Origin of the sequence: Psychrobacter sp. CAL346-MNA-CIBAN-0220, assembly GCF_040309805.1 — a bacterium.
Taxonomy (GTDB): domain Bacteria; phylum Pseudomonadota; class Gammaproteobacteria; order Pseudomonadales; family Moraxellaceae; genus Psychrobacter.
This window is the reverse complement of record NZ_JBEOPF010000002.1, coordinates 18644-45423: the sequence shown is the minus strand read 5'-3', so window position 1 is coordinate 45423 and position 26780 is coordinate 18644. Positions and strand designations below refer to the sequence as shown.

Here is a 26780-nt window from a genome sequence, read left to right as displayed (position 1 = left end):
TTAACGTGCCTCCATCGCATCAAGTGACTGCAATATATCTACCTGAGTAACCTCACTGTAAATATACGCATTATTAATCCACTGCATAGCGTGGCTTGAAGTATCAAGTATCGGCTGCGGATACAGTCCCAGCCATACCAATCCAATTGCTAACATTAATAGTAATGATATCTCACGTTTGCCTAAGTCTTTTAACGGACGTTCGGGTAAGCCGTGTGATTTAGTCTCATTTAACGCCACTTCTTTAGTATTATTAGCCCCAAATAGCGTACGATGAATCAGAATCAATGAGTATAAACCTGCTAATACTAAGCTGAATGTTGCTAATACTACAAATACCGGATATTGAGCAAATGAGCCTAATAGAATCATAAACTCACCGATAAAGTTGCCAGTGCCAGGTATACCCAGTAGTGAGGCACTAAAGAACATTAATAGCGGTGCATAATAACGGAACTGTCCCCACATACCCCCCATTAATGTCAGGTCGCGAGTATGTAGGCGCTCATATAGCTGACCGGCCATAATAAACAATGCTGCTGAACTGAGGCCGTGCGCTAGCATTTGAATCATCAAACCTTGTAAGCTCAGTAGTGTTCCAGCATAAATTGCCAACACCACAAAGCCCATGTGCGAGATACTGGTGTAAGCAAGAAGACGCTTCATATCCGTCTGCATAAAGGCCAGCCAGGCACCATAGAAGATACCGATGGTACCTAAGGTCATGGCAATCGGCGCAAACTCTTGTGATGCGGCGGGAAATAATGGCAATACAAATCGAATCAAACCATAAGCAGCAGTTTTGATCAGTACCCCAGCCAAATCGACCGAACCAGCGGTTGGTGCTTGTGCGTGCGCGTCAGGTAGCCAGCCATGGAATGGAATAATCGGCAACTTGACCGCAAAGCCAATAAAAAAGCACAGCATAATCGGATATTCCCAGCCGCCAAGTGGCGTACCGAGCAAGTCATTATAATTAAAGCTGACTTCACCGCGATAAGCATAGCTAATGATGACCAGTACCAAGATACCGATGAGCATGATGAGCCCAGAGGCTTGGGTATAAAGAAAGAACTTGGTTGCTGCATACTCTTTGGTCTTGCCACCGACCACATCATGACCCCAAATGGCAATCAAGAAGTAGATTGGAACCAGCATCATCTCCCAAAAGAAGAAGAATAAGAACAAATCAATGGCTAAAAACACCCCAATAACGCCACCTAAGCTCCATAATAGGTTCAGGTGGAAGAAGCCTACGCGGCGCTGAATCTCATTCCACGAACAAGCAACGGCAGCAACACCTAGCAATCCTGTTAAGCCCACCATTAACAGCGACAAGCCATCCATTGCCAAATGAAAGCTAATACCGAAGCTTGGTATCCACGGCACACTGAATTCAGCAACCCAAGGCACCGCAGACTCAGGCGCAATCACCTGTGTGCTCATACCCGAAAAATCGCCGACATACCATAGCACTATTGACAGCCCAAAAGTCAATATCATGCCAATCAAAGCAATCCATCGTGGCAGACGTTTGTTAACCCGCTCAACCAGCCAACAGAGCAATCCCGCTATAAACGGTATTGCAATTAATGCTGGCAGCATCCACGTTTGTTGTAAATCTATCATCTTATACCACCGTCATCATTACCAGCACCAACAGTACAGCGACACCCAAGCCAAAGCTTGCAGCATAGCCTCGAAGTGACCCAGTTTGCGTTGCAGACAAGGCTTTATTACCCACTGAAACCAGCATTGGTAATATATTCCAGGTCTTATCAACCGGGTCGGCTTTGAATAAGCGGCCAATGAATAAAAAAGGTTTTACAAAAACTAAATCGTACAGCGCATCGAAACCCATACCGTGATAGCACCAATAATATAAAGCCCCGCCGACTCGCGACTGCTTAAAGCTGGTGAGCATCCGGCCTTTATTCACTACATATAGCAATGCAGCAAGGATCAGACCTGCGGCCATCGCACCCATGGCGATAAATTCAGCGGTATGTTTGCCATGCGCTTGATTGGTCACTTCTAATAAATGCCCAACGCTCTCTGGCAACACGCCTTGTAATGGCGGGGTAATCAACGCACCAACGGCGGTTGATAATATCAACAATACGCTAAGGGGCAACCAATACGACACACCTGATAGCTTGTGCGCTGGGGTCTTTTCTTCGCCAAAAAAGACAATCCAAATCATACGGAAGGTATAAAGTGCGGTTAAGAAGGCCCCAAACACACCCATATAGAATAGAACTTGATGACCGGTAGCATAGGTTTCCCAAAGAATTGCTTCTTTTGAATAAAAACCAACGGTCACCCAAGGTATGGCAGCAAGCGCGCCACCGCCAACGACATAGCACCAGAATACTAACGGTATCTTCTTACGCAATCCGCCCATCTTAAAGATATTTTGCTCATGATGAACCGCAAGTATCACTGCACCTGATGATAAGAATAGCAATGCCTTAAAGAAGGCATGGGTCATCAAATGAAAGATAGCCCCTTGCCATGCCCCAACACCTAGCGCTAAGAACATGTAGCCAATTTGACTCATAGTTGAATAGGCTAATATACGCTTAATATCAGTCTGGGCAAGCGCACAGAATCCAGCAACCACTAAGGTCAAGGCACCCACGCCACCAACCCAGTACAATAAAATACCTGGGGTAAGCATAAATAGTGGATGCATGCGAGCAATTAAATAAACCCCAGCCGTTACCATGGTGGCGGCATGAATCAATGCCGATACTGGCGTTGGACCAGCCATTGCATCAGCAAGCCATGTATGTAGCGGCAACTGCGCAGATTTACCCATTGCTCCACCCACTAACATCATAGTGGTCAAAATCATGGTCGGATTATTAATATCGAACACCTCAGGGGCGCGAGTAATAATCTCTTGAATATTAAGAGTGCCAAATTCGCGGAACAATAAGAACAGCCCGTATGCCAAGAACACATCACCGATGCGCGTCACGGTAAAGGCTTTTATCGCTGCACGGCCATTGGCTCGGTCTTGGAAATAAAAACCAATTAGCAGATACGAGCAGATACCCACACCTTCCCAGCCTAGATATAGCAATAATAAGTTGTCCGCCAATACCAGTAACAACATACTGGCGACGAATAAGTTCATATAACTAAAAAAGCGCGCAAAACCGCTGTCACCTTTCATATACCAGGCGGCAAACAAATGAATCAAAAATCCGACCCCAGTCACCACCCCAATCATCGTCAGTGCTAGACCATCAAAGCTTAAGCCAAAGCTTGGCGTAAAATCGCCGACTTGAAACCAGGTCCATAGTGGTATTTCTACTACGGTTCCTGCCGGATAGGTGGTTAAAAAGGTAAAGCTGGCCACTAGCGTACACAATGCCGATAGCAACATGCTACCAACACCGACAAACGCCGCTGCCTGTTCAGTTAACCGCTCGCGCATAAAGGCTAAAATCAAAAAGCCAATGAGCGGGAATATAAAGGTTAATGGTAATAAACTCATGACATCATCCTTTCATCTCATTGGCGCTATCGACATCGAGATGCCCACGCTTATGATAAAACTGTAGTAATATCGCCAGACCAATTGCTGCTTCAGCCGCGGCTAAAGTTAGAATAAAGATAAACATAACTTGTCCATCTGGATCGACCCAACGACTGCCTGCCACCACAAATGCAAGTGCTGCTGCATTCATCATGATTTCCAGACTCATCAACATGAATAAAAAGTTACGTCGTACCATGACGCCGCACAAACCAATAGCAAATAAAATACCTGCCAAAATTAAACCGTGGCTCATGGGTATCATACCCAATACATTCTGCACCTCAGCAACCGGTTGTACTAAGCTCACCACCTCATGAGAAAATGGTACATTTGACACCTCTTGTGCCACACTTACTGCTTGTACCATCAGTCTGACTCCTTGCGCGTATCTCGCTGCATACCCACATAATCATGAGGGTCAACATCTTCATAGACATAGGGCTTAGCCATCTTAACCGCATCATAACTCTGGTGGTTATGGCTGTCTGCATTATCGTATTCCATAATACTACCAACGCTCGGGTTAAAGGCTTGGCTGTCGTTACCAATAATTTCGTCATCAAGGGACGCTTTACCCAAATGATAAGCGGCAACCAATGCGGCCAATAGCAATAGTGCTGCCACTTCGACCAACATAATATATTTGCTGAATAAGGCCGTGCCGACTGCTTTAGCGGGAACACTGACCCCACCAATAACGGCTGCCTCATCATGATTTAGACCAATCATCGCATATAGCACAACCGCGATAATGATTGTAAGTCCCGTTGGTATCGCCCACGTTCTGGCATCTAACCAGCGCTCTTCTCGCGCCTCATTCTCCATGCCTAAATTGAGCATCATAATCACAAAGACGAACAATATCAAAATTGCCCCAGCGTACACCACAATTTCAAGCGCACCTGCAAATGGGGCACCCAACACAAACATGATGCCAGCAACTGCCAATAACGAGACAATCATCGATAAGATGGCGTGTACTGGGTTGGCATGGATAACAACGCGCAGACTGGCAAAAATAGCTACCGCCGCAAGCGCGTAGAACCCTGCCAAATCAGGATTGTTTAGAATATTCATCATGGCAGTAAGCTCCTTAGGTCAATAGGTGCTGCTTCGTTTTGCGCGGCGCCTTTTGGTTTATCTGCCACCGCCATACCGGATACGCGATAATAGTTATAATCGGGATATTTACCTGGTCCTGAGATTAGTAAATGCTCTTTTTCATAGACTAAGTCTTGACGCACATATTCGCCCATCTCAAAATCTGGGGTCATCTGAATGGCTGTGGTTGGACAAGCCTCTTCGCACAGTCCACAAAAGATACAACGCGAAAAGTTAATACGGAAAAACTCCGGATACCAGCGCCCATCGTCACGCTCAGCCTTTTGTAGGGAAATACAGCCCACTGGACAGGCTACGGCACATAAATTACAAGCGACGCAGCGCTCATCACCATCAGGATCACGGGATAATATAATGCGCCCACGAAACCGCGGTGGAACTGGAACGGGCTCTTCAGGATACAAGATAGTATCACGAGGCCGAATCGCATGACTGTTGACCATCCACATGCTGCGGACAATGGTAAACATACCAATGACAATCTTTTTTATCGTAGTAAACATGGGATTATTATCCTTATCAGCATTACTTTAGATCATCAGCAAAGTTACAGCGTTGGGGAAAAAATCAAAATTACCGCTGCGGTAACTAGCAGATTAATCAAGGTCACCGGCAGGCAGACCTTCCAGCCAAAATTCATCACCTGATCGTAGCGCGGGCGGATGAGCGAACCGCGTGCCAAAATAAACAGGGTCATAAAGAACAGCGTCTTAATCATGAACCAAAAAGCGGGCGGTATAAATGGAATATCTAAGTTAAAGGGTGCCAGCCAGCCACCAAAGAACAAGCAGGTCATTAGGGCTGAAATCAATACCACATTGACGTATTCACCGATAAAAAACATCCCAAACTTCATACCAGAATATTCGACATGATAACCTTCAGCAAGCTCTTGTTCCGCTTCTGGCTGATCAAAGGGGTGTCTGTGCGTCACCGCTACCCCTGCCACCACAAAAGTTAAAAAGCCAAAAAACTGCGGGATAATATACCAGCCATCAATTTGGGACTCAACAATTGCACGTAAGTTAAAGGAGCCAGTTAGTGCGACCACACCCATCAACGATAAGCCTAAGAACACCTCATAACTGATAGTTTGTGCCGCTGAACGCAGTCCGCCAAGTAGCGAGAATTTGTTTGCTGATGCCCAACCGCCAAACATCACTGCATAAACAGCAATGCCTGCCATAGCAAAGAAGAACAGAATACCAATATCCCAATCAGCTACCCCGAGGGTTGGCGATATCGGAATGATGGCAAAAGAAGCCAGCGCGGTAAACATGGCAACCGCAGGCGCCAAGGTGAAAATGAACTTATCGGTAAAATTCGGCGTCCAATCTTCTTTAAAGAAGATTTTAAGCATATCAGCGACTAATTGTAGAGAGCCAAACGGTCCCACCCGATTAGGGCCATAGCGGTCTTGCCAAAGCGCGAGCATCCGGCGCTCATAGACGATCATCATGGCAGCAACAATCACTACTACCAAAAAGATGACAAGCGCTTGTACGACCATGAACAAAATCGACCAAGTATCAAAGGTCATGCTACCGGCCAAAAAGCTTGGCACATCAGGCATAATACGAGTTACTTGCATATTACACTTCCTGAGTGGTGGTCGGCGCTATAGTCGCGCGGTCAACATTAAAATCAGCATTAGAGTTAGTTATCGAAGCGGTATCACTTGCCATGGCTCCAGACATCGTAATAGGCGCATCAACTTTACGTACCGATGCCGGCATAGATGGGTGAATAATATTTACTTGTCCAACCGGATAGCCGATACAACCTTCTGCTAAATAGTGTACCAGTTGCACGGGTAGCGTAATTTGCTGCTTATCAATTTCAATAGCTAAATAATCACCAGCGACAACGTCCCAATCATTAGCATCGTCAATGCCAACACGCCATGTAGCTATCGGTAATTGCTCAGCGACGATTGGGCTACGTGAGGCCATCATCGAGCTGGCATAAATATTATAGATAGGCACCAGTTTGGCTTGACCTTGCTGTATATCGGTAATGGTTAAAGACGTCGCTGGTGGGGCAATGTACTGGCGCAACACTAAGCGCTCTAGCTGATCAAATAAACGCACACCTGGGTCACCATTTTTTAGGCTACCGCCCACTTTATCCTGATACTTATTCCATGCTTGTGGTGAGTTCCAGCCAGCAGTCTGTGCAAACGGAATCATTGAGCTTGGGGTCTGATTACCGCTATAGCCTTCCATTGAAAAGGTCAAACCGGTATCCAAATCTTTTGGCTGCATGGGCTCATGTACTGACATTTGCGCACGCATCGCGGTACGACCTGAATAGCGGCGCGGCTCGCGAGCAATCTTTAGACCGGTAATGCGATAATCAGCATCAGGAGCAGCAGCTTTAATACCAGCCAGCTTAGGATGGGTCGCCACTAAGGCATTAATCACATCATCAAGCTGTGTCCAGTCGACAGACTTGCCTAATAAACTGCTATGTACCGCATGCAACCAACGCCAGCCCTCTTTAATACTACTAAGCGGATGATAGTAATTGTTATCATAAACTTGGAAAAAACGCTGAGCACGGCCTTCAGCAGAGACCAAAGTACCATCGGCTTCGGCAAAGCTTGCCGCTGGTAGCACAATGTCGACATCTTTATGCCAATCTAATAGCTGATGATCGAGGGCGATGACCATTTTATCAGCTAACAGTTGCGTAAGCTTCTGTGCATCGATAGCATCGGTGAGCTGGTTTTCAGCGACTACGACCACATCATAGTCAGTCGCTAGTAGTTCTTCTACCGATTTGCCACCAAGCAGGCACACGCCCATGCTATTAGCATCAGGAACCGTCAGATAAATACTGGCTTGCGCGTGGTAACGGGTGTTTTCCTGTTTTAGCTCAAGCTTCTCAGCAGGCTTACGCTCAACATCATCCTGCTCATCTTTGTTGGTGCCCGTTTCAGGTTTGGCAGGCTTAGCGGCAAGCTCTTGATCTTCAACAGGCTGCGCCGTTTCCGCACGTTTTTCTGCCGCTTGAACTTTGGCATTATGAGTTTCAACCTGCTCATGCTCAGTCGCTTTAATGATCGCACGCTTCTGACTGAGTGCTTGAGTGATTTGAGCGGCCGCTTCGATCAGCGCAGTAGACGATAAGCTAGTACCTGATACAATCAGGGGCTGATCTGCTTGTATTAAATCATAAGCGATTTGTCGAGCAAGCGCTTGCATCGGATCGGTATCTTGTTCAGTTTCTGCTGTCGATGAATCAGAGATTTGCGAATCTACAATTTGCGCTAAATCATCCGCTAACCACTTAATCTCATCAGCAATTTTAAAGCCCAACTTAGTAATGTCTTCAGGGGTCGCTACCACACTTGCTTTACTGATATCGTCAAGTTTGGTTTGGCTAACATCGATAATATAAACCGGACTTAGCGCATTTTGGGCGATACGTTGTACCGGCTCGGCTAACCATGCCTGGGTTTTTAGCGCCGCTGCCATTTTGAGCCCTTCGTTTTTGGCTGCTTGACGTATTGACAGAGCTACCCGTGCTGAAGTCTGAGTAATGTCTTCACCCAAAATCAGTACCGCATCGTGGCTCTCAATGTCGGTCATACCAGGATTATAAACACCTTCAGTCGTTAATACTTCAATACACTTATTGACCAATGCTTGCTGCTGGTGATTAAGACCGGTTGAAAAGTTATCAAAGCCGACTAAGTTTTTCAGCGCAAAGTTAGTCTCTAAGCTGGCACGCGGAGAGCCAATACCGATGACTTTTTTATCTTTGAGGCGTTTGATAGTCTCATCCAGTGCATAATCAATATTTATTTTGACATGCTTACCATTGATACGTTCAAGGGCTTGAGTGGGACGATCTTCACGATTGACATAACCATAACCAAAGCGGCCACGGTCACATAAGAAGTAACGGTTCACTTCACCGTTATAGCGGTTTTCAATACGACGCAATTCACCATAACGCTCGCCAGGTGAGATATTACAACCCGCCGAACAACCATGGCAGATGCTTGGGGCATATTGCATATCCCATTTACGGTTATAGCGCTCAGAGTGGGTCTTATCCGTAAATACGCCGGTTGGACATACTTCGGTTAAGTTACCAGAAAACTCACTTTCAAACTGACCGTCAGTATCGCGACCAAAATAGACGCGGTTATTTGAAGAAAAAACGCCTAAGTCTTCGCCGCCCGCATAGTCTTTATAAAAGCGGACACAGCGATAGCAAGCGATACAGCGGTTCATTTCATGGGCGATAAAGGGCCCGAGCTCTTGATTGTGATGGGTACGCTTGGTAAAACGATAGCGGCGACGATGATGTCCTGACATATAAGTCATATCTTGAAGATGGCAATGACCGCCTTCTTCACAGGTTGGGCAATCATGGGGATGGTTGGTCATTAAGAATTCAACGATCGATTGCCGAAAGGCTTTGGCTTCTTCGTCATCGACTGAGATATACATATCTTCAGTTGGCGCAACCATACACGACATCACTAACCTGCCGCGACCAGCCTCAAGGTCTTCTTTGGTTTGGTATTGCTTGACCGCACACTGACGGCACGAGCCTACCGAGCCTAAAGCAGGATGATAACAAAAATACGGCACATCAATGCCAAGTGACAAGCATGCTTGTAGCAAGTTGTCTGCGCTATCTACTTCGACAGTGGTTCCATCAATATGTATGACTGCCATGCCGCTCTCCTTATTTCACTACTGGCTGTTGACTGGCTGCAGCCTCAATGACATCTACCCCAACCGCCTGCGCAATTTTTTGATCAAACTCAGGACGGAAATATTTTATTGCACTCATAAGAGGCTCCATAGCACCGGGGGCGTGGGCACAAAATGTTTTACCGAGCCATAAGTCACGAGTTAAGCCTTCAAGCTTTTCCACATCGCCCACTTGCCCGTCACCGTCATTAATAGCGGTGAGCAATTTAACACCCCACGGCAAGCCATCACGGCACGGCGTACACCAGCCACATGATTCACGTTGGAAAAAAATCTCAAGGTTGCGTAGTAGCGCTACCATGTCTTGCTGCTCATCAACCACCATAATCAGTCCAGTACCCATTCGACTACCGGCTTTTTGGATGGTATCAAAATCTACCACCACATCTAAATGATCAGCCGTCAAAAAGTCAGTCGACGCGCCGCCGGGCAACCATGCCTTTAGCTTGCGCCCCTCTTGCATACCGCCGGCGAAGTCTTCAATAATCTCCCGCGCAGTATAACCAAAAGGCAATTCCCATAAACCTGGATCATTAACTAGACCTGAGCAACCAAACAGCTTAGTGCCTGGGGTTTCGACCACACCTTTAGCCTTTGGCAAGTCTTGATACCAGGCGCTACCATGCAAAATAATGGCTGGCACATTATGGAGGGTTTCAACGTTATTCACTACCGTTGGCCGGCCCCACGCTCCTGACACTTGTGGAAAGGGGGGCTTAGTACGTGGAATGGCACGGCGACCTTCCAAACAACTAAGTAACGCTGTTTCTTCACCGCAGATATAGCGACCAGCGCCCGTATGCACGTGCAAATCAAAGTCAAAACCCGACCCTAATATATCGTCGCCAAGAATATTGTGAGCTTTTAACTCTTCAATAGCCGCTGTTAAACGCTCGGCCGCTAAAATGTATTCACCACGAATAAAAATATAACCGGCCGTCGCGCCAATAGCGTAAGCAGATATGATCATGCCTTCAATAAGCTGTAATGGTAAACGTTCCATTAGCAACCGATCTTTAAAAGTACCCGGCTCCATCTCATCCGCATTACAAACTAAGTAGCGCGGCCCGCCATCTGGTGGCGCCATTAGCGACCACTTAATACCCGCTGGAAAACCGGCACCGCCGCGACCTTTGACCACTGCTTCTTTAATGGTCTTTAAAGTATCGTCTGGTGATTGGTTTAAAGCTATTTTAAGTGCCTCAAAACCACGTAGTGATTCATAAGTAGCGAGATCCAATATCGCATCATGATGCGCTAAACGCCATGTTAACGGTTTGGTTTCACTGGTGGCGGTCGCTTTGTCACCATATACTGCGATCCGCTGCTCATTAAGTTGGCTTGGCGCTTTGCCTTGGCTGCGAAGAGCAATCTGCTCTGAAACGGTTAATCTCATGCGTATAGCTCCAATAATTGGGCGACCTCAGTAGGCTGGACGGGACCATAAGTATCCTCACCAATCAGTATCGCAGGGCCTTTATCACAGTTGCCCAAACAGCAAATCGGTAATATTGTGAAACGGCCATCAGTAGTGGTCTGACCATACTCAATACCCAGCTGAGACCTGAACTCAGCAGACAGCGCTTCGTAGCCGGTCAAAAAGCACGCTATAGAGTCGCAAATTAAGATCACATGACGACCGACCGGCTGACGATAGATGCGATTAAAGAAGGTTGCGACCCCATCAATATCAGTCACTGGAATATCTAAAATGTTGGCAATGGCGTTGACTTGGGCATCATCGACCCAGCCGTTGCGCTTTTGCACGATTTTTAGCGCATCTAGCGAAGCAGAACGTGCTTGCGGATAATGATGCATAAACTCATGAATGGCTTTAATTTCTTCAGCGGTTAAGATACTTTCCACATTCACTTTTGGCGCTTTATCGGAAACAATTTTCATATCTTGTATTTATCCTCACTCATCACGCTGTGTCAGGTTGCGACTGTCGCCACATTGAAATGCTACAGCGTTTTGGTGTGCCTATTGGCGATAATATATTGATTAAATTCTTTATTACAGCTACAGCAATTAACTTCTGAGCCTTTTATTTTTAAAGTAATCATCGTTAACGGTCACAGTCAGCCATTACAATATCAATCGAAGCCAAATACATAATGGCATCCGATACCAGCGAGCCATTAATGACCGATGGCATTTGCTGAATATGCGCAAATGTCGGAGTGCGAATTCGAGTTCGGTAACTCATGGTTGCACGATCTGAGGTAATGTAATAACTGTTAAGACCTTTAGTCGCCTCGACAATCGTTGCACACTCACCTGCTGGCATCACCGGACCCCAAGAGACTGAGAGAAAATGGTTAATCAAAGTCTCAATATCATTCAGCGTGCGGTCTTTTGGTGGTGGTACCGTTAATGGATGATCGGCTTTATAAGGCCCTTGTGGCATATGATCTAAGCATTGACGAATAATACGCAAAGACTGACGCATCTCTTCAACTTTAATCATACAACGATCATAAGCATCACCGTTATAGCCAATCGGTACTTCAAAATCGAAGTTTTCATAGCCCATATAAGGTCGCGCTTTACGCAAGTCAAAATCGACACCCGTGGCACGCAGACCCGCACCAGTCACGCCCCAAGCCAATGCTTGCTTAGCATCATACTGAGCAACGCCTTGGGTACGGCCTTTCAGTACGCTATTTTGGAGCGCTGCTTTGACATATTCATCCAAGCGCTTCGGCATCCAGTCCAAGAATTCACGGACCAGACGCTGCCAGCCGCGCGGTAAATCGTGTGCCGTACCGCCGATACGGAACCATGCTGGATGCATCCGATAACCAGTAACCGCTTCAATCACGTCATACGCTTTTTGGCGATCGGTAAACATATAGAATACGGGGGTCATACCACCAGCATCTTGAATAAAAGTACCGACAAACAATAAATTGTTAGTAATCCGGAAAAACTCACTCATCATCACGCGAATGGTCTCGGCGCGAGCTGGAATAGTAATACCGGCTAGCTTTTCGACCGACATGATATACGGCAGCTCATTCATCACACCGCCGAGGTAATCAATCCGGTCAGTATAGGGAATATAAGAATGCCAGGTTTGGCGCTCGGCCATTTTTTCTGCACCGCGGTGGTGATAGCCAATATCTGGAATGCAGTCAATAACTTCTTCGCCATCTAGTTGTAGTACCAATCTAAATGCACCATGCGCTGAGGGATGGTTGGGACCGATGTTCAAGAACATAAAGTCCTCATCACGTCCTGAGCGTTTCATACCCCATTCTTCAGGGACAAAGCGCAGATTTTCTTGCTCATATTGTTGCTTAGCAGCATTCAAAAAATACGGGGTAAATTCAGTCGCACGCGCATGATATTCTTTACGTAGTGGATGACCTTCCCAATATTTAGGTAATAAAATACGGGTTAGATGAGGGTGGCCGCTAAAGACGATACCGAACATATCCCAAACTTCACGCTCGTACCAGTTGGCATTTGGCCAAATTTTAGTCGCACTGGGTATATTTAAATCATCTTCACTGAGCGCTACCTTAATGCGCACATCGCTGTTACGCTCAAGCGACATCAAATGGTAAAACACCGTAAAGTCACTGGCCGGCAGTCCTTCACGATGTTGACGCAGACGCTCATCCATTGCCGATAAATCAAATAACATGACATAAGGCTTAGGCAGCTCTCGCAGGTACATTAATATGTCTAATACGTCAGCACGCGCCACCCAAACGGTCGGAATCTCATCGACGGTCTGCTGGACAACAAACTTACCGGCATACTTCTGTTCCAGCTCTTTGATGACTGCTGGTACAAGTTTGATCTTAGGATCTATGTTTTCGACTACCGTGACCATGAATGATGTCTTCCTTCATTAATCATAACTAAACTGTGATGGATGCGATCAAATACTAACCACTTCTACGACATAAAATACTTATTAGGGAGTAAATCAGATTAAATACTGTCTGGACTACGTAAGTTCTTCACTGCAATACGATCTGCTTGCTTGCGATCACGTTCAGGCATCATTTGTGGCTGATAAACGCCTTGATTTTCGACATGAATACCTAGCGGACGACGCTCTTTAGTGATTGAGTCTTGTAGCAGCATCAATCCTTGAATCAAGGCTTCAGGACGCGGCGGACAACCAGGGACATAAACATCCACTGGAATAATCTTATCCACGCCTTGTACGACAGAATAAATATCATACATACCGCCAGAGTTGGCGCAAGCACCCATAGAAATAACCCATTTGGGCTCAAGCATTTGCTCATAAAGACGTTGAATGACCGGTGCCATTTTAATAAAACAAGTTCCCGCTACAATCATCACATCTGCTTGACGCGGCGAGGCACGAATAACTTCTGCCCCAAAGCGCGACAAATCGTGAACCGCAGTCAAAGTAGTGGCGTATTCCACGTAACAACAAGAGGTACCAAAATTAAATGGCCATAACGAATTTTTACGTCCCCAATTGGCCGTTGAATGCACAATGTCTTCTAGACGACCCATAAAAACGTTTTTATTGACTTCATCTTCGATAGGATCGTTGACTGTTTGACGAGTTTCTGCAGGGTAAGTCTCTGCATCAGGATTGGCTTTTGTTAATGTGTATTTCATAACATACAACCTTTAAATTAAGCACAGCGTAGCAATGATATTATCCTAGCTAGTAGTGCTGCGATATTAGACATATCGTTGCTGCAAATCTTGCAAACATAATGTGCAGCTATAAAGTCTAATAAAAAATTATGTGCTAACGACTTAGGTATTAACGACTATGCTCTGTATTCGTATTTTGGGCAGACGCAGCAAAATCCACAGAGGTAATATTACCTGTGGTATTAATATGATCAATACTTTGTAGGTGGCGACGATTGGACTCAATATTATTTGAGACATTAATCTGCCCTGAAGACTGTGCAGGTATTTTACCGGTAGGATCGACCATCAGCTCATCGACACCATCGAACTGAGTAATGGCCGCCATATTAAAATCGGCAGGTGCCGCATAAAGGCGTGCTTTTTTGCGAAGTTTGTCCGCAGGAGACCAGTTTAACGCGCCTAAACTCAACGCATATACTAAACCAATCAACAAGTCGATGATAAAAGTTGCAGCGGCAATGAAGCCTGCCCAGCCGGTCTCACGAATTGACACCGCATAGGCATATAAATACAGTGCTTCTAGATCAAAAATGACAAAGAAAATAGCGACTAAATAGAATTTAGCAGACAAGCGAATACGGGCATTGCCTGATCCGACAACACCTGCTTCAAATACTTCTTCTTTTTGTAAGCCATCAGAGCGTCCGCCAAGTAGGCGCGGAACGGCTAGCATAAAGATAACCAGACCGATAGCGGCTAGAATAAAGGCAACTGCTGACCAATTAAAGGCAGACATGATAATACGTGCTCCTCACCCAATCCAGTGTCATAAGCATCGCCTACTCTCACAAATTACAACGTGACAGCATAACGGCTTATCTGACGCAGACGAAAACACAAATAACTGTGCTGGTAATGGCCAATCATCACGCTTATTGACGATAGATACAGACGAAACCAGCCAAAAGGCTATCTACGCGCTATTCATTACTGATACGGCTTCATTTACTCTAACTATAAACCCTGGGATAAATAGATTTGGGAAAATACAACAATAATAAAACCATCAGTTTTCTTAACTATCAGTACTTTAAATAATAGCGATTGCAGATAGGGGCTGGTCATCAAACACATCTATTTCAACGACGTTAAATAAACTTATTAAATCAATATCATACTTACTCATTTAATTGATTTAATAACTCATTACACGTGATCAACAATGGCGTGACAACTGGCATAAAGTATTTACTTACTATACGCATATCAAGGGCTAAAAGCCAGTTTTTAACTGTATTGAGACGTCATATTATATGCTACAAAAGATATGTCTTGAGCAAAAAATAATACTAGGTATTCAGTTTCTGGCTGATATTATATGGTGCTAAAATCGGCTTATATGGCTCATAATAAACCCTACTTAGGCGCTAAAAACAAAAAAATGTCTGAACAAAATCTCAGACATTCTGATGAGTGTTTTTACTAGTCTAAGTAAACAACATACGTTATAGGTTGCAGATATTGTAAACCAAATACGGGTAATTGCAACCTATCCCTAAGCCTACTTTTATTAAATATTAGTATACTGAGCTTATATTTACCTTTTATTACATAGTATTTTGACTTCAATTATTTTATATGGTTCTTGTACTAATGGCCAGCTATCAACTAGCGGCTATAAAGCAAAAAGGGCAAGCCCAAATAAAGGCCTGCCCTGTTCTTCATAATCTATTGTTTATAGCGTACTATCTGTAATTTGATATTCTGTAATTCGATATATAGTAACTATCGATTACTGATTGATGACATCAACGCCTTTTGGTGGCGTAAATTTAAACTGACTGCTGCTGATGCTTGGGTTAAGTTTAATGCCGCTGAACTTAATAGAGGTCGTTTGACCTAAAGTATCGTTGAGCACCATCATCACCGGTTTGCCGCCATTAAAACTTACTGACAAGTTTTTGAAGCTAGCATCCTCTAATTTAGGGTAAAGTACATAGTAGTTCTTGTTATCATAAGGCTGAGTGATTTTAAAGTTTTTGTCGATTTTGCTTGGGTCACCTGATAATAATAATGCTGGAGTATTGCCCACTTGACTATCAACACCTTGTTTGGTTGCTTGCTCTAAATCTTTGTCATAAACCCACATTGAGCTACCATTAGCCACAATTAATTGCTCTGATGGCGATTTGGTTTCCCAGCGAAAATTATTAGGACGCTGGACACTCATAGCACCTTTAAAGGTACCACTACTGGCGCCTTTAGTCGTTTGGGTAAAATTAGCAGTCATACTTTTGGTATTGGTCAACAGCTTATTTAGGCGCTGAGCGGCAACTAGATTAGTTGCAGGGGCAGCGTTCGCTGATTGGCTCAATGCCATCATGGGCGCGGCAACACCAAGGGTAGTCATTAACACCCCAGCCAAAGCCCCACTCATCATTTTTTGTTTTGTCGTTATGGTTTGCTTAGTCATTCTCTTAGTTAATAAGGTCATCATTTTTCCTCTCACAATAAAAATAGAATATTAAACAATTGGTTTACTAGTCAGATCAGCCGTGTATTTATTGTGGCTAAACACTGTTTATAGAAGAAACTAGTGCTTGCCGATTTTAAGCTAATTGCTATATTAGGTAATCAGGAACCTGCATAATTAGTTATGTGTCATCAGTTATTGCAGGGCTATTCACCAATAGCCACAGTGTGGCAGCTTTTTTATTACGCGCCTAGTCGTGAATTGCAATCAACACTACGCCTGCCATACACGCTTGTAACGAGGGCAATTGCACACTTGTAATTGGCTGTGTCTTACACCCTATTGTCTTGTATGCGTTATTGGCTTTTATAGCGTTATGACAAAAAACACTTATCTTGGTTGTTCACAAGCAGACATGTTCGCTCTTTTGTCATTATCAACTGAGATCTATAGCACTTTCGAAAAAATTAATGGTAACTTTAGGACAGCAACCATAACGTTTAGTCATAAAAAAGTCCCCATCACCATCTGGTAATAGGGACTTTTATGTTTGCTATAACAACTTATCTAAAAGCAATAAGTCAGTAGCAAAGCGACAACTATGCGCCTTCAACCATCACGTAGCGACGGTTAAATTTACCTTTGGTCGCAAACTTTACCACACCATCATTCAGTGCAAATAAAGTATGATCACGACCCATGCCAACACCTTCGCCAGCGTGGAATTCTGTACCACGTTGACGAACAATGATGTTACCAGCGACGATGGCTTGTCCGCCAAAGATTTTTACGCCGAGCATTTTTGGGTTTGAATCACGACCGTTACGAGTCGAACCAGCAGCTTTTTTATGAGCCATGAGAAAATCTCCTTGTTAATGTGACTTACCGCTGTTGCGATAACTCTTAAGCTTTTAGTGCGCTACTAATCATCAATATATATGCATTGATGATTAATTAAACATTAATCGCTTTGATTTTTAACAAGGTATACCATTGGCGGTGACCTTGCTCTTTGTGATAATGCTTACGACGGTTGTGCTTGATGATACGGATTTTTTCGCCGCGACCATGCTCAACCACTTCAACTTCTACGCTTGCACCATCAATGACTGGCTGACCGATTTTGACGTTATCGCCGTCAACAATCATCAACACGTCTTCAAATTCGATTGTTTCGCCTTGTTCTGCTTTTAGTAGTTCAACTTTAAGCAATTCATCGACGACTACACGGTGTTGTTTACCACCACTTTTGATTACTGCGTACATTGTCTGACTCCGTTTAACCCGTGTGCCGTGGCTGATATGATACCAACGCTTCAATAACGAACACGACAGGGAAAAATTAAAGGCGTAATTTTACGGCTTTTTGCTGTTAAAAGCAAGCGGCTCGTCTTGTTTTTGAAAGGTGCTAATTATCTAGAGCATTATCACCACTGCTAGTATTATCGATTAACTAGCCAGCCCCCTGTCACACTAATGGGGAAAGCTAGGGTTATGATAATAAGGGTGATATATCTATGCCTAACGGCGGCTATTATAGCGTATACAATCAGTGACTTACAATGTTTTCTCAGTAGCTAGCAGTTATTGGTAATAACAGACTCTAATTATTAGTAAACAGTTATTATTTTTAATAGATAGTTTTAACAAAATCTCTACCCTACGAATCAGTTAACAATTTAAAATCAAGTTAATCGCTTGCCTTATCTCGCACTTTAATCACCGATTTGGGCATATAGCTATGCTATTATGAGCAAGCTGATAGCATTTATAGATATGGCTATCAAAACATCCTCTTTATTCTAATTAATATGACTACTTATTATGACCAGTACTCCTTTATCACCCTCATCGACCACGCCTTTATCCAAACCAAGCTATGCTGATATTCAAAGTATCGTTGCTGATGACTTTGACATTATGGATAAGCAAGTCTTTGGCAGTCTCAATTCAAAAGTACAGCTGGTGATGAGCGTCTCACAGCATGTAATTAATGCTGGCGGCAAACGTATGCGCCCGCTGATCACTTTATTATGTGCGCGTATGTTCTATGATGCGCCGTCACAGCAAGCCATGCACTTAGCGGCTATTACTGAGATGTTGCATACTGCCACCTTAGTCCATGATGATGTGATTGACGAGTCAGGACAACGTCGCGGTAAGCCTACGGCCAATGCGACGTGGGATAATGCCACGGCGGTACTGGTCGGTGATTATCTGATAGCGCGAGCGTTTAACTTATTGGTCGGCTTTCAGAGCTTGCCGCTATTGCAGCTGTTCTCAGATGGTACTTGCGATATTGCTGAGGGTGAGGTGTTACAGCTACAGCATCAACATAACCCAGCAGCGAACGAAAACGATTATCTGCGCATCATTGATGGCAAAACTTCAAGGCTGTTTATGATGGCGACTCAAGGCGCGGCTATTTTGCAAGATCAAACTCAACACCTTCAAGCATTAGCAGATTTTGGACAGCATTTTGGTAATGCGTTTCAGATTGTCGATGATGTGCTTGATTATAGTGGCGATAGTGCACTGATGGGTAAAAACCTCGGCGATGATCTCGCAGAAGGTAAACCAACTCTGCCAACTATCAAAGCGCTTGAACTGCTTAAAGACAGCAATAAAGACGGTTATGAGCAGCTACGTATCGCGGTACAGACCGGGAAAACGCCAAACGCTGAGCAACTGATTGAGCTGGTTCGCAATTCGGGCTCATTAGCTTATTGTAAACAGCGCGCGCTTGAAGAAACCCAGTTAGCACAGCAAGCACTCAATACGCTACCCGCTAACCGCTATCGTCAAGGATTATACGAGTTGACTGAACTTGCCAGCGCAAGATTGCTTTAAGCGATTCTTGACTCTAAATAGCCTTAAGCTAAATCATCTCAAACGTGAATCTTGAAATTTGTTAACGACTACTGATAAAGGTATGTCGGAGGTTTTTGCTAACTTACTGTCTTTACCAAGCGGTATATAAATTATTAAGATAATATTTACAATCGTCTTATATTATTAAACCACATTTAACCTATTTACTGTTTTCATAATCAGTCTTTACATTTAGTTGATAATCATTCGTTGCTAACACGCTGATTTTGATGACAGCTTCATTTTTCAATCTTTTTTAACGGTCATTGTCTATTCTGTCAGTCTTACAAGTAGTAACATAACAAAATTTAACATTATTTTGACTCATAAGTTATTATAAATTTCTTATCTGTTCTTTCATGTAACTCTTGTATTGTCAGCGTTTTTTGCATCTAGTGAAAAACAAGCGCTGGATTAAGGCATCAAAAGACGTTTTTGATCGCTTGACTGTAGGGTAGACCCTATAGTTTATAATAGTCGATTGAATTAAAACTGCTTATCGAGTTTTTATTCGGTGAGTTGTGAACAGCAGCACTACTGGTGAATGAGCACCAACCTCCCTATTTATAACGTTAAAATTTATCACTCAATTTTTATATTGCATTTATTTTATATTATTGCCGAGGACATTGATGAAGCACTCTTATCTTGCGCTTGTAATAGCATCTGTACTTTCTGGAGCTGTACTGGTTGGCTGTGACAAAAATGAGGACGCCGCAGGTGAAGCTACGCAGCAGATGCCACCTGCCGTCGTCAACGTCCAGACCGTGACTTTTGACAGCGTGCCCCAAGTACAGACTTTTTCTGGACGTACTACTGCCTATCAAATAGCAGACGTCCGCCCCCAAGTAAACGGTATCATTGACGAAGTGCTGTTCCGTGAAGGCAGCAACGTTAAAAAAGACCAACCCTTATATCGTATCAACACTGATAACTACGCGACCTCTGTAGCTAGCGGTCAAGCAGCGGTACAACAAGCACAAGCTAACTATCAAACGTCACTGGCAAATAATGCCAATGCTAAAGCGGAACTGGCTAGCCGACAAGCCTCACTCGCCCAAGCGCAAAATGATCTACAGCGTCTGCAAGGGCTGGTCAGTATTGACGCCATCTCCAAGCAACAGTACGAGCAGGCTCAAACACAAGTACGTACCGCGCAAGCTGCCGTTCAAAGCGCAATTGCCGCTGTCGGACAAACACAAGCGGGTATCGAAAGCGCAAAAGCCGGTATTCAAACGGCTAAGTCAAGCCTTGATGCCAGCACCTTAGATTTTAACCGTACTATTGTACGCGCACCTATCACTGGTCGTAGTGATCGCTCAAGCGTCACTGCCGGTACGCTAGTGAGTGCCAGTCAGGCCAATCCGCTAGTAACCATTTCGCGCTTAGACCCTATCTATGTCGATATCAGCCAATCATCCTCTGAGCTGCTCAAACTTCGTCAGCAAATCTCTGCTGGTAAAGCTCAGGCAGGAATGAATACCGTTGAGCTGGTATTAGAGGACGGCTCTATCTATCCGGTAAGAGGCAAGCTGGCGTTATCAGAAGCGAAAGTTGATGAGTCAACAGGTGCAGTAACCTTACGTGCCGTATTCCCAAATAATAACAATATCTTGCTACCCGGCATGTATGTCAGCGCACGCTTGACCCAAAGCGTTATTACTAACGCCGCTTTAGTCCCACAAAGTGCAGTTATGCGTTCGACTAAAAGTGAACCTCAAGTTTATATCGTTGATGAAAATAACAAAATCCAAGTTCGTCCGGTTACGATTAATGGTACTTATAATGGACAATGGGTGGTCACTGACGGTCTAAAGAGTGGCGACAAAGTGGTGGTTATTGGTGGCGCAAAAGTTAAACCTGAACAAGAAGTGGTCGCTAAGCCTTTGGAAAATCCAAACGCAGCACCCTCTTCTGAGCAAGGTGCTCCTACTGGCACTGCTACCAAAACCCCGCAGCAAGCTGCAAAAAATATGGATAAGTCTACCGATGGCAAAACTGCCAACAAACCGGCACCAGCAGCCGCCAACTAATTCCATTCAAAGCTAGGAAGACTTAGGGATATACTATGTCAGTTTTTTTTATTAATCGCCCTATCTTTGCATGGGTGATGGCTATTTTGGTTATGCTCATCGGGATAATATCGGTTATCAACCTACCGATTGAGCAGTATCCAGCTATTGCACCGCCAACTATTTCGGTCAGCGCCAGCTACCCTGGTGCTGACGCTGAAACCGTTGAAAACTCAGTGGTACAGATTATTGAGCAGCGCATGAAGGGGCTTGATGGCTTGATGTACATGAAGTCGTCGAGCGCGTCGAATGGTAGTGCCTCTGTACAGCTTTACTTTGAGAACGGTACGGATGCCGATACGGCACAAGTACAAGTTCAGAACAAATTACAGGCCGCAATGAGCTCGTTGCCTGAGCAAGTACAGCGTCAGGGCGTCAACGTTAATAAAGCCTCTGATGGCTTTTTAGCTGTGTTTGGGTTTGTCTCCGAAGATGGCAGTATGGATCGTGCTGATATCGGTGACTATATCAACTCTAATGTCGTCGATCAGCTCAGCCGTGTTGAAGGGGTTGGTCAAGTACAAGCATTCGGTGCCGCTTACGCCATGCGTATTTGGCTCGACCCTGAACGCTTACGTGGCTATCGTTTGGTACCATCTGATGTGGCCGATGCCGTACGAGCGCAAAACGCACAAGTATCTGCAGGTCAATTAGGCCAAGCACCCGCTGATGTTGATGAACAAGTTATTAATGCGACCGTTACCGTACAAAGCTATCTAAAAACGCCTGACGAGTTCAAAAATATTCTACTAAAAACCGATACCTCTGGTGCGCAAGTACGCTTAGGGGATGTTGCAGACGTTGAAATTGGTAGTGAAAATTACAGTACTATTTCGTTGTTTAATGGTAAAGAAGCAGCTGGCCTTGCCGTCTCATTAGCAGGTGGTGCTAACGCGCTTGAAACCCGCGAATTGGTCGGTGATCGAGTCGCCGAGCTAGAAGCGAACTTCCCGGTAGGTCTAAAGTCAGTCATTCCTTACGACACCACCCCATTTGTACGCTTGTCTATTGAACAAGTCGTTAAGACCTTAATTGAAGCGATTATATTGGTATTTATCGTCATGTTCGTTTTCTTACAGAACTGGCGTGCGACTATTATCCCGACCCTTGCCGTACCTGTGGTACTACTAGGTACTTTTGCAGTGCTCTATGTCGCAGGGTTTAGTATTAACGTACTCACCATGTTTGCGATGGTACTGTCCATTGGTCTACTGGTGGATGATGCCATTGTGGTGGTAGAGAACGTTGAGCGGATCTTAGAAGAAGACCCTCATATCTCTATTAAAGATGCTACGATCCAATCAATGGGTGAGATTAGTAAAATCGTGGTGGGTATCGCGCTTATCTTATCAGCGGTATTTGTACCGATGGCATTCTTCGGTGGCTCAACTGGGGTGATTTATCGTCAGTTTGCCATTACCTTGATTACCAGTATGGTGCTGTCGGCTCTAGTTGCACTCATCTTTACCCCTGCCCTGTGTGTGACGTTGCTAAAACGTAGTAAGAGCCATGAAAAAGGCAATAACGAGCATCAAAAAGGCTTCTTCGGTTGGTTTAACCGTTCTTTCACTAAAACCAGTCGCTCTTATGAAAATTTTGTCGGTAAAAGTTTCCGCTTTAAATGGGTCTACTTCATTGTCTATGCCGCCATTATCGGTATTATGGCAGTGGTATTCTTACGCATCCCCGGCTCATTTTTACCAGAAGAAGACCAGGGTATTATGTTTACCGCCGTACAGTTACCTGCTGGTTCGACCATTGATCAAACCCAAGATGTGCTAGATAAAGTAAGTGATTATTATAGTAGCCAAGAACCGGATAATGTTGCTTCAGCATTTACAATCGCGGGCTTCAGTTTTGTTGGACAAGGACAAAACGTCGGTATCGCCTTCGTAAAATTAAATGACTGGGCAGACCGTAAAGGTGCAGAAAATACGGCGCGGGCTGTATCTGATCGTGCACAGGGTTACTTCTTTAGCCAAATTAACGAAGCGACTGTTTTTAATATTATACCACCAGCGATTAGTGGGCTTGGTAACTCTAGTGGTTTTGACTTGATGCTCCAAGATTCCGGTAACGTCGGGCACGAAGGACTACTTGAAGCACGTAATATGCTGCTCGGTATGGCCGCTCAAAATGATCAAGTGGCCGGTGTGCGTCCAAACGGACAAGAAGATGCACCGCAACTGAAAATCAATATTAACCAAGAACAAGCCTCTGCTTATGGTTTATCTCTGGCGAGTATTAATAGCGTTATCTCAACCGCTTGGGGTTCAAGTTATATCAATGACTTTATCGACCGTGGTCGTGTTAAACGCGTGTTTGTACAAGGTGAGCCTAGTAGCCGTACTAACCCTGATGATATCGGTAAATGGTATGTCCGTAATGACAGCAACGAGATGATTTCGTTTGATGCTTTCTCTAGTAGTGAATGGGAAACCGGTTCACCGGGTCTCACACGCTATAACAGTTTGGCGTCAATGAACATTCAGGGTAATGCCGCTCCAGGTCTCAGTACTGGTGAAGCGATGGATGCTATGGAAGCCATGGTCGAAAAACTACCTGAAGGCATCGGTTATGAATGGACAGGACTCTCATTAGAGGAGCAAAAGTCAGGCGCTCAAGCGCCCATGCTATACGCCATCTCAATCTTAGTGGTATTCTTATGTCTGGCTGCTCTGTATGAAAGTTGGTCAATTCCATTCTCAGTACTATTGGTGATTCCACTTGGGGTATTGGGGGCGGTGCTATTTACCTGGTTCCGTGATTTCTCTAATGACATTTACTTACAAGTCGGTCTATTGACGGTGGTGGGGCTTTCAGCCAAAAACGCCATCTTGATTATCGAGTTTGCGAGGGATCACCAAGAGGCAGGTTATAGCCTCAAAGATGCAGTAATGCTTGCAGCGCGGCAGCGTTTGCGCCCAATCGTCATGACCTCACTTGCCTTTGGTCTGGGTGTTGTGCCATTATTCATAGCAACCGGTGCCGGGTCTGGTAGCCAAAACGCGATCGGTACCAGTGTTGTTGGTGGGGTGGTCACCGCTACCTTCTTAGGTATTTTCTTTATTCCTATGTTCTATATTTGGGTACGTAGTATTTTCCCTTATAAAGATAATGAAGCGCATGATCCGAATGATAAAGATGATGGTAATGATCCAAAAAATCCGACTGATCCAAAAGATCCGAACAACACGCCAAATCCGCCAATCGATGAGTCGCAAGACTTAACTCCCTCTGAGAGTTATCAGCCTGTAAACTTTGGAGATAATACACAATGAGTTTTAGATCCTTTTTTGCCCCTAACTCAGCAACCACGGCAGTCGCGATGACTGCTGGTTTGCGCCCAATTACAGGCAAGCGCTCTGCGCCTACTCTAACTGTTGCAAGTTTTCCTCTAGCACGAACACGCAAAAATGGAGGCCGCTTACTGGGTTTGACGGCATTGGCAATGAGCATGGCGGCGTGTAATACCATTCCCAAAGCCGATATGCGCCCGGTGCTTGCTGAGCCTAATATTCCGATTGAGCAAGCCTATGGTGCATTCGATCGCGAGACCGTTAGTAGCGCTGAGCAACCTAGCCTTGCCAGTCAACGCTGGCAGAACTTTTATAGCGATGAGCGCTTAAAAGGTCTGATTGCCTTAGGTCTTGAGAATAATAAAGACTTTGAAAGTGCACGCTTAGCCATTGAAAAAGCGCGCGCGCAATATCGCATTACTGATATTCGCGACTTACCAACTATTGATGGTCAAGCAGGCTATTCTCGTCGACGCCAGGTGCAAAACCAACTAGGCTCAAGCACTGGTAATAGCTATAATGTGCAATTGGGTTTGGCCAATTACGAGCTTGATTTTTGGGGTAAGATTGCCAGCCTAAAAGATCAAGCCTTACAGAATTTTTTGGCAACCACTGCCGCAAAAGACGCGACCCAAATCAGCCTAGTTAGTAATATTGCCCAAAGCTATGCCAATTTAAGCTATAGCTTGGCACAGCTCAAACTGGCAGAAGCAACGGTTGAAAGTCGCAACAAATCACTGTTTATCGCCAGCAAACGTTTTGAGGCCGGTATTGATCCTAAGCTGCCGTCATTACAAGCAAGTGCTTCATTAGAGACCGCTAGACTTGCCGTACTGCGTGCCCAAAGTAGCATCTTAACCTCGCGTAATGCTTTGCAATATTTGCTTGGAGCGCCGATTCCAAGTGCGCTTATCCCCACACCGGCGGTCAGCAACATCACCACGCAAGAAATCTTTAGTGCTGGACTGCCTAGTGAGCTATTACGCTATCGGCCTGATGTGCTACAAGCGGAATATAACTTAAAAGCCGCTGGCGCTAATATTGAAGTGGCGCGCGCGTCTTATTATCCCTCTATCAGTCTGGCAAGCAGTATAGGCGTGAGTAGCGGTAGTTTGGATGATTTGTTCAAAAGTGGCGCGGTCGGTTGGTCATTTGGCCCAAGCATTAACGTGCCTATCTTTGATGCCGGTCGCTTAGATGCCAACTACGATGTGGCTCAGATAGAACGTGAGCAAACGCTCACCGGCTACGAAAATTCTATCCAGACAGCCTTCCGTGAAGTCTCCGATGTCTTAGCAACACGGGCGACACTAGGTGAGCAGCTTGAGTCGCAATACCGCTTGCAAGATAACTTTGAGCAGACCTATCAAATTGCAGATGCGCGCTTTAAAGCCGGTATCTCTAACTATCTAGACGTGCTCGATGCGCAGCGCTCATTGTTTTCAACTCAGCAAGGGATTTTAGATTTAGAATTGCAAAAAATCATTAGCCAAGTTGAGCTCTATCAAGTACTGGGTGGTGGGGCTAATCTTGATCTTCCCGCGATTATTCCAGTGCCGCAGTACACTAATGTTGCACAATTAGGTAGAGCACCTGCCAACAGCGCCGAAGCAAAAGCGGCTTATGCCCTTGAAGTATCAAGCTCAGCGCGAGTTGCTTCAGCACAGGAGGCCTTAGCGATTAAACAGTCTAAAACACCAGCAACCGCTACTTTTGAGCCGACGGCAGTCGTTGATGTCGATAACGATGGTAAAACAGATGCCACTGTCGGTATCATCACCAAAGAAACACCGATTGAGTAAGTGTTATTCACGCAATTTATTGCGCCTTGACTACTTATTAAATCAATAATGAATAAATTTAGCATAATCAGCCCTGCCAGCTTGGTGGGGCTTTTTGCTTTTAGTCCTCAATTTTGGTTATAGTAGCCTCACCATATCTGAAGCTATTCTATAGTATGAAAAAACAACCATAATAGTGAGTCAAATATAAATCTGGTACCAAAAAGACGAATGCAAATTGTCGCTAGCTTTTCAAAGCAAGTATAGTAAGCGAGTCTGA

The 26780-nt window shown here is 44.8% G+C and carries 19 protein-coding genes; 4 read left to right on the top strand and 15 right to left on the bottom strand.

Features of this window, described 5'->3' with window-relative positions:
• The 15 genes from nuoM to rplU all read right to left on the bottom strand — a co-directional run bounded on the left by nuoM (window position 1) and on the right by rplU (window position 17743).
• The gene (gene nuoM, locus AAEY88_RS06225; RefSeq protein ID WP_350560553.1) at window positions 1-1629 is read right to left on the bottom strand and encodes an NADH-quinone oxidoreductase subunit M; all 1629 of its coding nucleotides are present in this window, start codon (window positions 1627-1629) and stop codon (window positions 1-3) included.
• A gap of 1 nt (window position 1630) precedes the next feature.
• Window positions 1631-3505, bottom strand: coding sequence for an NADH-quinone oxidoreductase subunit L (gene nuoL, locus AAEY88_RS06220; RefSeq protein WP_350560551.1), 1875 nt, complete (start codon window positions 3503-3505; stop codon window positions 1631-1633).
• Between the two features lie 4 nt (window positions 3506-3509).
• Complete coding sequence (nuoK, locus tag AAEY88_RS06215; protein WP_350561089.1) at window positions 3510-3818, bottom strand: NADH-quinone oxidoreductase subunit NuoK; 309 nt, start codon at window positions 3816-3818, stop codon at window positions 3510-3512.
• Between the two features lie 98 nt (window positions 3819-3916).
• Window positions 3917-4630: an NADH-quinone oxidoreductase subunit J gene (gene nuoJ, locus AAEY88_RS06210; protein ID WP_350560549.1), complete on the bottom strand. Its 714-nt coding sequence runs from the start codon at window positions 4628-4630 to the stop codon at window positions 3917-3919.
• Window positions 4627-5175 (bottom strand): NADH-quinone oxidoreductase subunit NuoI, encoded by a 549-nt coding sequence (nuoI, locus tag AAEY88_RS06205; protein WP_350560547.1) that lies wholly within the window; start codon window positions 5173-5175, stop codon window positions 4627-4629. The genes nuoJ and nuoI overlap by 4 nt, the downstream gene beginning before the upstream one ends.
• Window positions 5176-5219: 44 nt before the next feature.
• Window positions 5220-6212 (bottom strand): NADH-quinone oxidoreductase subunit NuoH, encoded by a 993-nt coding sequence (gene nuoH / locus AAEY88_RS06200; protein ID WP_350561087.1) that lies wholly within the window; start codon window positions 6210-6212, stop codon window positions 5220-5222.
• 52 nt (window positions 6213-6264) lie between these two features.
• Window positions 6265-9366 (bottom strand): NADH-quinone oxidoreductase subunit NuoG, encoded by a 3102-nt coding sequence (nuoG, locus tag AAEY88_RS06195; protein ID WP_350560545.1) that lies wholly within the window; start codon window positions 9364-9366, stop codon window positions 6265-6267.
• Between the two features lie 10 nt (window positions 9367-9376).
• Window positions 9377-10801 (bottom strand): NADH-quinone oxidoreductase subunit NuoF, encoded by a 1425-nt coding sequence (gene nuoF, locus AAEY88_RS06190; protein WP_350560543.1) that lies wholly within the window; start codon window positions 10799-10801, stop codon window positions 9377-9379.
• Entirely contained in the window at window positions 10798-11307 is a 510-nt protein-coding gene (gene nuoE / locus AAEY88_RS06185; protein ID WP_350560541.1) for an NADH-quinone oxidoreductase subunit NuoE, read from the bottom strand. Before nuoE ends, nuoF begins: the two co-directional genes overlap by 4 nt.
• Before the next feature lie 166 nt (window positions 11308-11473).
• Window positions 11474-13249, bottom strand: a complete 1776-nt coding sequence (gene nuoC / locus AAEY88_RS06180) for an NADH-quinone oxidoreductase subunit C/D (protein ID WP_350560539.1) — start codon at window positions 13247-13249, stop codon at window positions 11474-11476.
• A gap of 101 nt (window positions 13250-13350) precedes the next feature.
• Entirely contained in the window at window positions 13351-14019 is a 669-nt protein-coding gene (locus AAEY88_RS06175; protein WP_350560537.1) for an NADH-quinone oxidoreductase subunit B, read from the bottom strand.
• Window positions 14020-14170: 151 nt separating this feature from the next.
• Window positions 14171-14800: an NADH-quinone oxidoreductase subunit A gene (ndhC, locus tag AAEY88_RS06170; RefSeq protein WP_350560535.1), complete on the bottom strand. Its 630-nt coding sequence runs from the start codon at window positions 14798-14800 to the stop codon at window positions 14171-14173.
• A gap of 996 nt (window positions 14801-15796) precedes the next feature.
• The gene (lolA, locus tag AAEY88_RS06165) at window positions 15797-16498 is read right to left on the bottom strand and encodes an outer membrane lipoprotein chaperone LolA (protein WP_350561085.1); all 702 of its coding nucleotides are present in this window, start codon (window positions 16496-16498) and stop codon (window positions 15797-15799) included.
• A 578-nt stretch (window positions 16499-17076) separates the two neighbouring features.
• Window positions 17077-17334 carry a 50S ribosomal protein L27 gene (gene rpmA, locus AAEY88_RS06160; RefSeq protein WP_350560533.1) on the bottom strand — a complete coding sequence of 86 codons (258 nt, stop codon included), beginning with the start codon at window positions 17332-17334 and terminating at the stop codon, window positions 17077-17079.
• A 97-nt stretch (window positions 17335-17431) separates the two neighbouring features.
• Window positions 17432-17743, bottom strand: coding sequence for a 50S ribosomal protein L21 (rplU, locus tag AAEY88_RS06155; RefSeq protein ID WP_350560531.1), 312 nt, complete (start codon window positions 17741-17743; stop codon window positions 17432-17434).
• Between the two features lie 558 nt (window positions 17744-18301).
• Here rplU and AAEY88_RS06150 point away from each other — a divergent pair.
• From AAEY88_RS06150 to AAEY88_RS06135, 4 genes are all read left to right on the top strand, one after another.
• Window positions 18302-19327 carry a polyprenyl synthetase family protein gene (locus AAEY88_RS06150; protein WP_350560529.1) on the top strand — a complete coding sequence of 342 codons (1026 nt, stop codon included), beginning with the start codon at window positions 18302-18304 and terminating at the stop codon, window positions 19325-19327.
• Window positions 19328-19980: 653 nt separating this feature from the next.
• Entirely contained in the window at window positions 19981-21381 is a 1401-nt protein-coding gene (locus tag AAEY88_RS06145; protein ID WP_350560527.1) for an efflux RND transporter periplasmic adaptor subunit, read from the top strand.
• Window positions 21382-21416: 35 nt separating this feature from the next.
• The gene (locus AAEY88_RS06140; RefSeq protein WP_350560525.1) at window positions 21417-24701 is read left to right on the top strand and encodes an efflux RND transporter permease subunit; all 3285 of its coding nucleotides are present in this window, start codon (window positions 21417-21419) and stop codon (window positions 24699-24701) included.
• On the top strand, window positions 24698-26521 hold the full coding sequence (locus AAEY88_RS06135; protein WP_350560523.1) for an efflux transporter outer membrane subunit: 1824 nt from the start codon (window positions 24698-24700) through the stop codon (window positions 26519-26521). The genes AAEY88_RS06140 and AAEY88_RS06135 overlap by 4 nt, the downstream gene beginning before the upstream one ends.
• The last annotated feature ends 259 nt before the right edge of the window (window positions 26522-26780 follow it).

Bases quoted from the DNA above. Each gene is read 5' to 3' on its own strand.
- nuoG (WP_350560545.1), bottom strand. From the start codon at position 9,366: ATGGCAGTCATACATATTGATGGAACCACTGTCGAAGTAGATAGCGCA.
- nuoI (WP_350560547.1), bottom strand. From the start codon at position 5,175: ATGTTTACTACGATAAAAAAGATTGTCATTGGTATGTTTACCATTGTC.
- nuoJ (WP_350560549.1), bottom strand. From the start codon at position 4,630: ATGATGAATATTCTAAACAATCCTGATTTGGCAGGGTTCTACGCGCTT.
- nuoM (WP_350560553.1), bottom strand. From the start codon at position 1,629: ATGATAGATTTACAACAAACGTGGATGCTGCCAGCATTAATTGCAATA.
- AAEY88_RS06175 (WP_350560537.1), bottom strand. From the start codon at position 14,019: ATGAAATACACATTAACAAAAGCCAATCCTGATGCAGAGACTTACCCT.
- nuoL (WP_350560551.1), bottom strand. From the start codon at position 3,505: ATGAGTTTATTACCATTAACCTTTATATTCCCGCTCATTGGCTTTTTG.
- AAEY88_RS06145 (WP_350560527.1), top strand. From the start codon at position 19,981: ATGAAGCACTCTTATCTTGCGCTTGTAATAGCATCTGTACTTTCTGGA.
- AAEY88_RS06140 (WP_350560525.1), top strand. From the start codon at position 21,417: ATGTCAGTTTTTTTTATTAATCGCCCTATCTTTGCATGGGTGATGGCT.
- nuoH (WP_350561087.1), bottom strand. From the start codon at position 6,212: ATGACCTTTGATACTTGGTCGATTTTGTTCATGGTCGTACAAGCGCTT.
- lolA (WP_350561085.1), bottom strand. From the start codon at position 16,498: ATGACCTTATTAACTAAGAGAATGACTAAGCAAACCATAACGACAAAA.
- nuoE (WP_350560541.1), bottom strand. From the start codon at position 11,307: ATGAAAATTGTTTCCGATAAAGCGCCAAAAGTGAATGTGGAAAGTATC.
- ndhC (WP_350560535.1), bottom strand. From the start codon at position 14,800: ATGTCTGCCTTTAATTGGTCAGCAGTTGCCTTTATTCTAGCCGCTATC.
- nuoF (WP_350560543.1), bottom strand. From the start codon at position 10,801: ATGAGATTAACCGTTTCAGAGCAGATTGCTCTTCGCAGCCAAGGCAAA.
- AAEY88_RS06150 (WP_350560529.1), top strand. From the start codon at position 18,302: ATGACCAGTACTCCTTTATCACCCTCATCGACCACGCCTTTATCCAAA.
- rplU (WP_350560531.1), bottom strand. From the start codon at position 17,743: ATGTACGCAGTAATCAAAAGTGGTGGTAAACAACACCGTGTAGTCGTC.
- nuoC (WP_350560539.1), bottom strand. From the start codon at position 13,249: ATGGTCACGGTAGTCGAAAACATAGATCCTAAGATCAAACTTGTACCA.
- rpmA (WP_350560533.1), bottom strand. From the start codon at position 17,334: ATGGCTCATAAAAAAGCTGCTGGTTCGACTCGTAACGGTCGTGATTCA.
- AAEY88_RS06135 (WP_350560523.1), top strand. From the start codon at position 24,698: ATGAGTTTTAGATCCTTTTTTGCCCCTAACTCAGCAACCACGGCAGTC.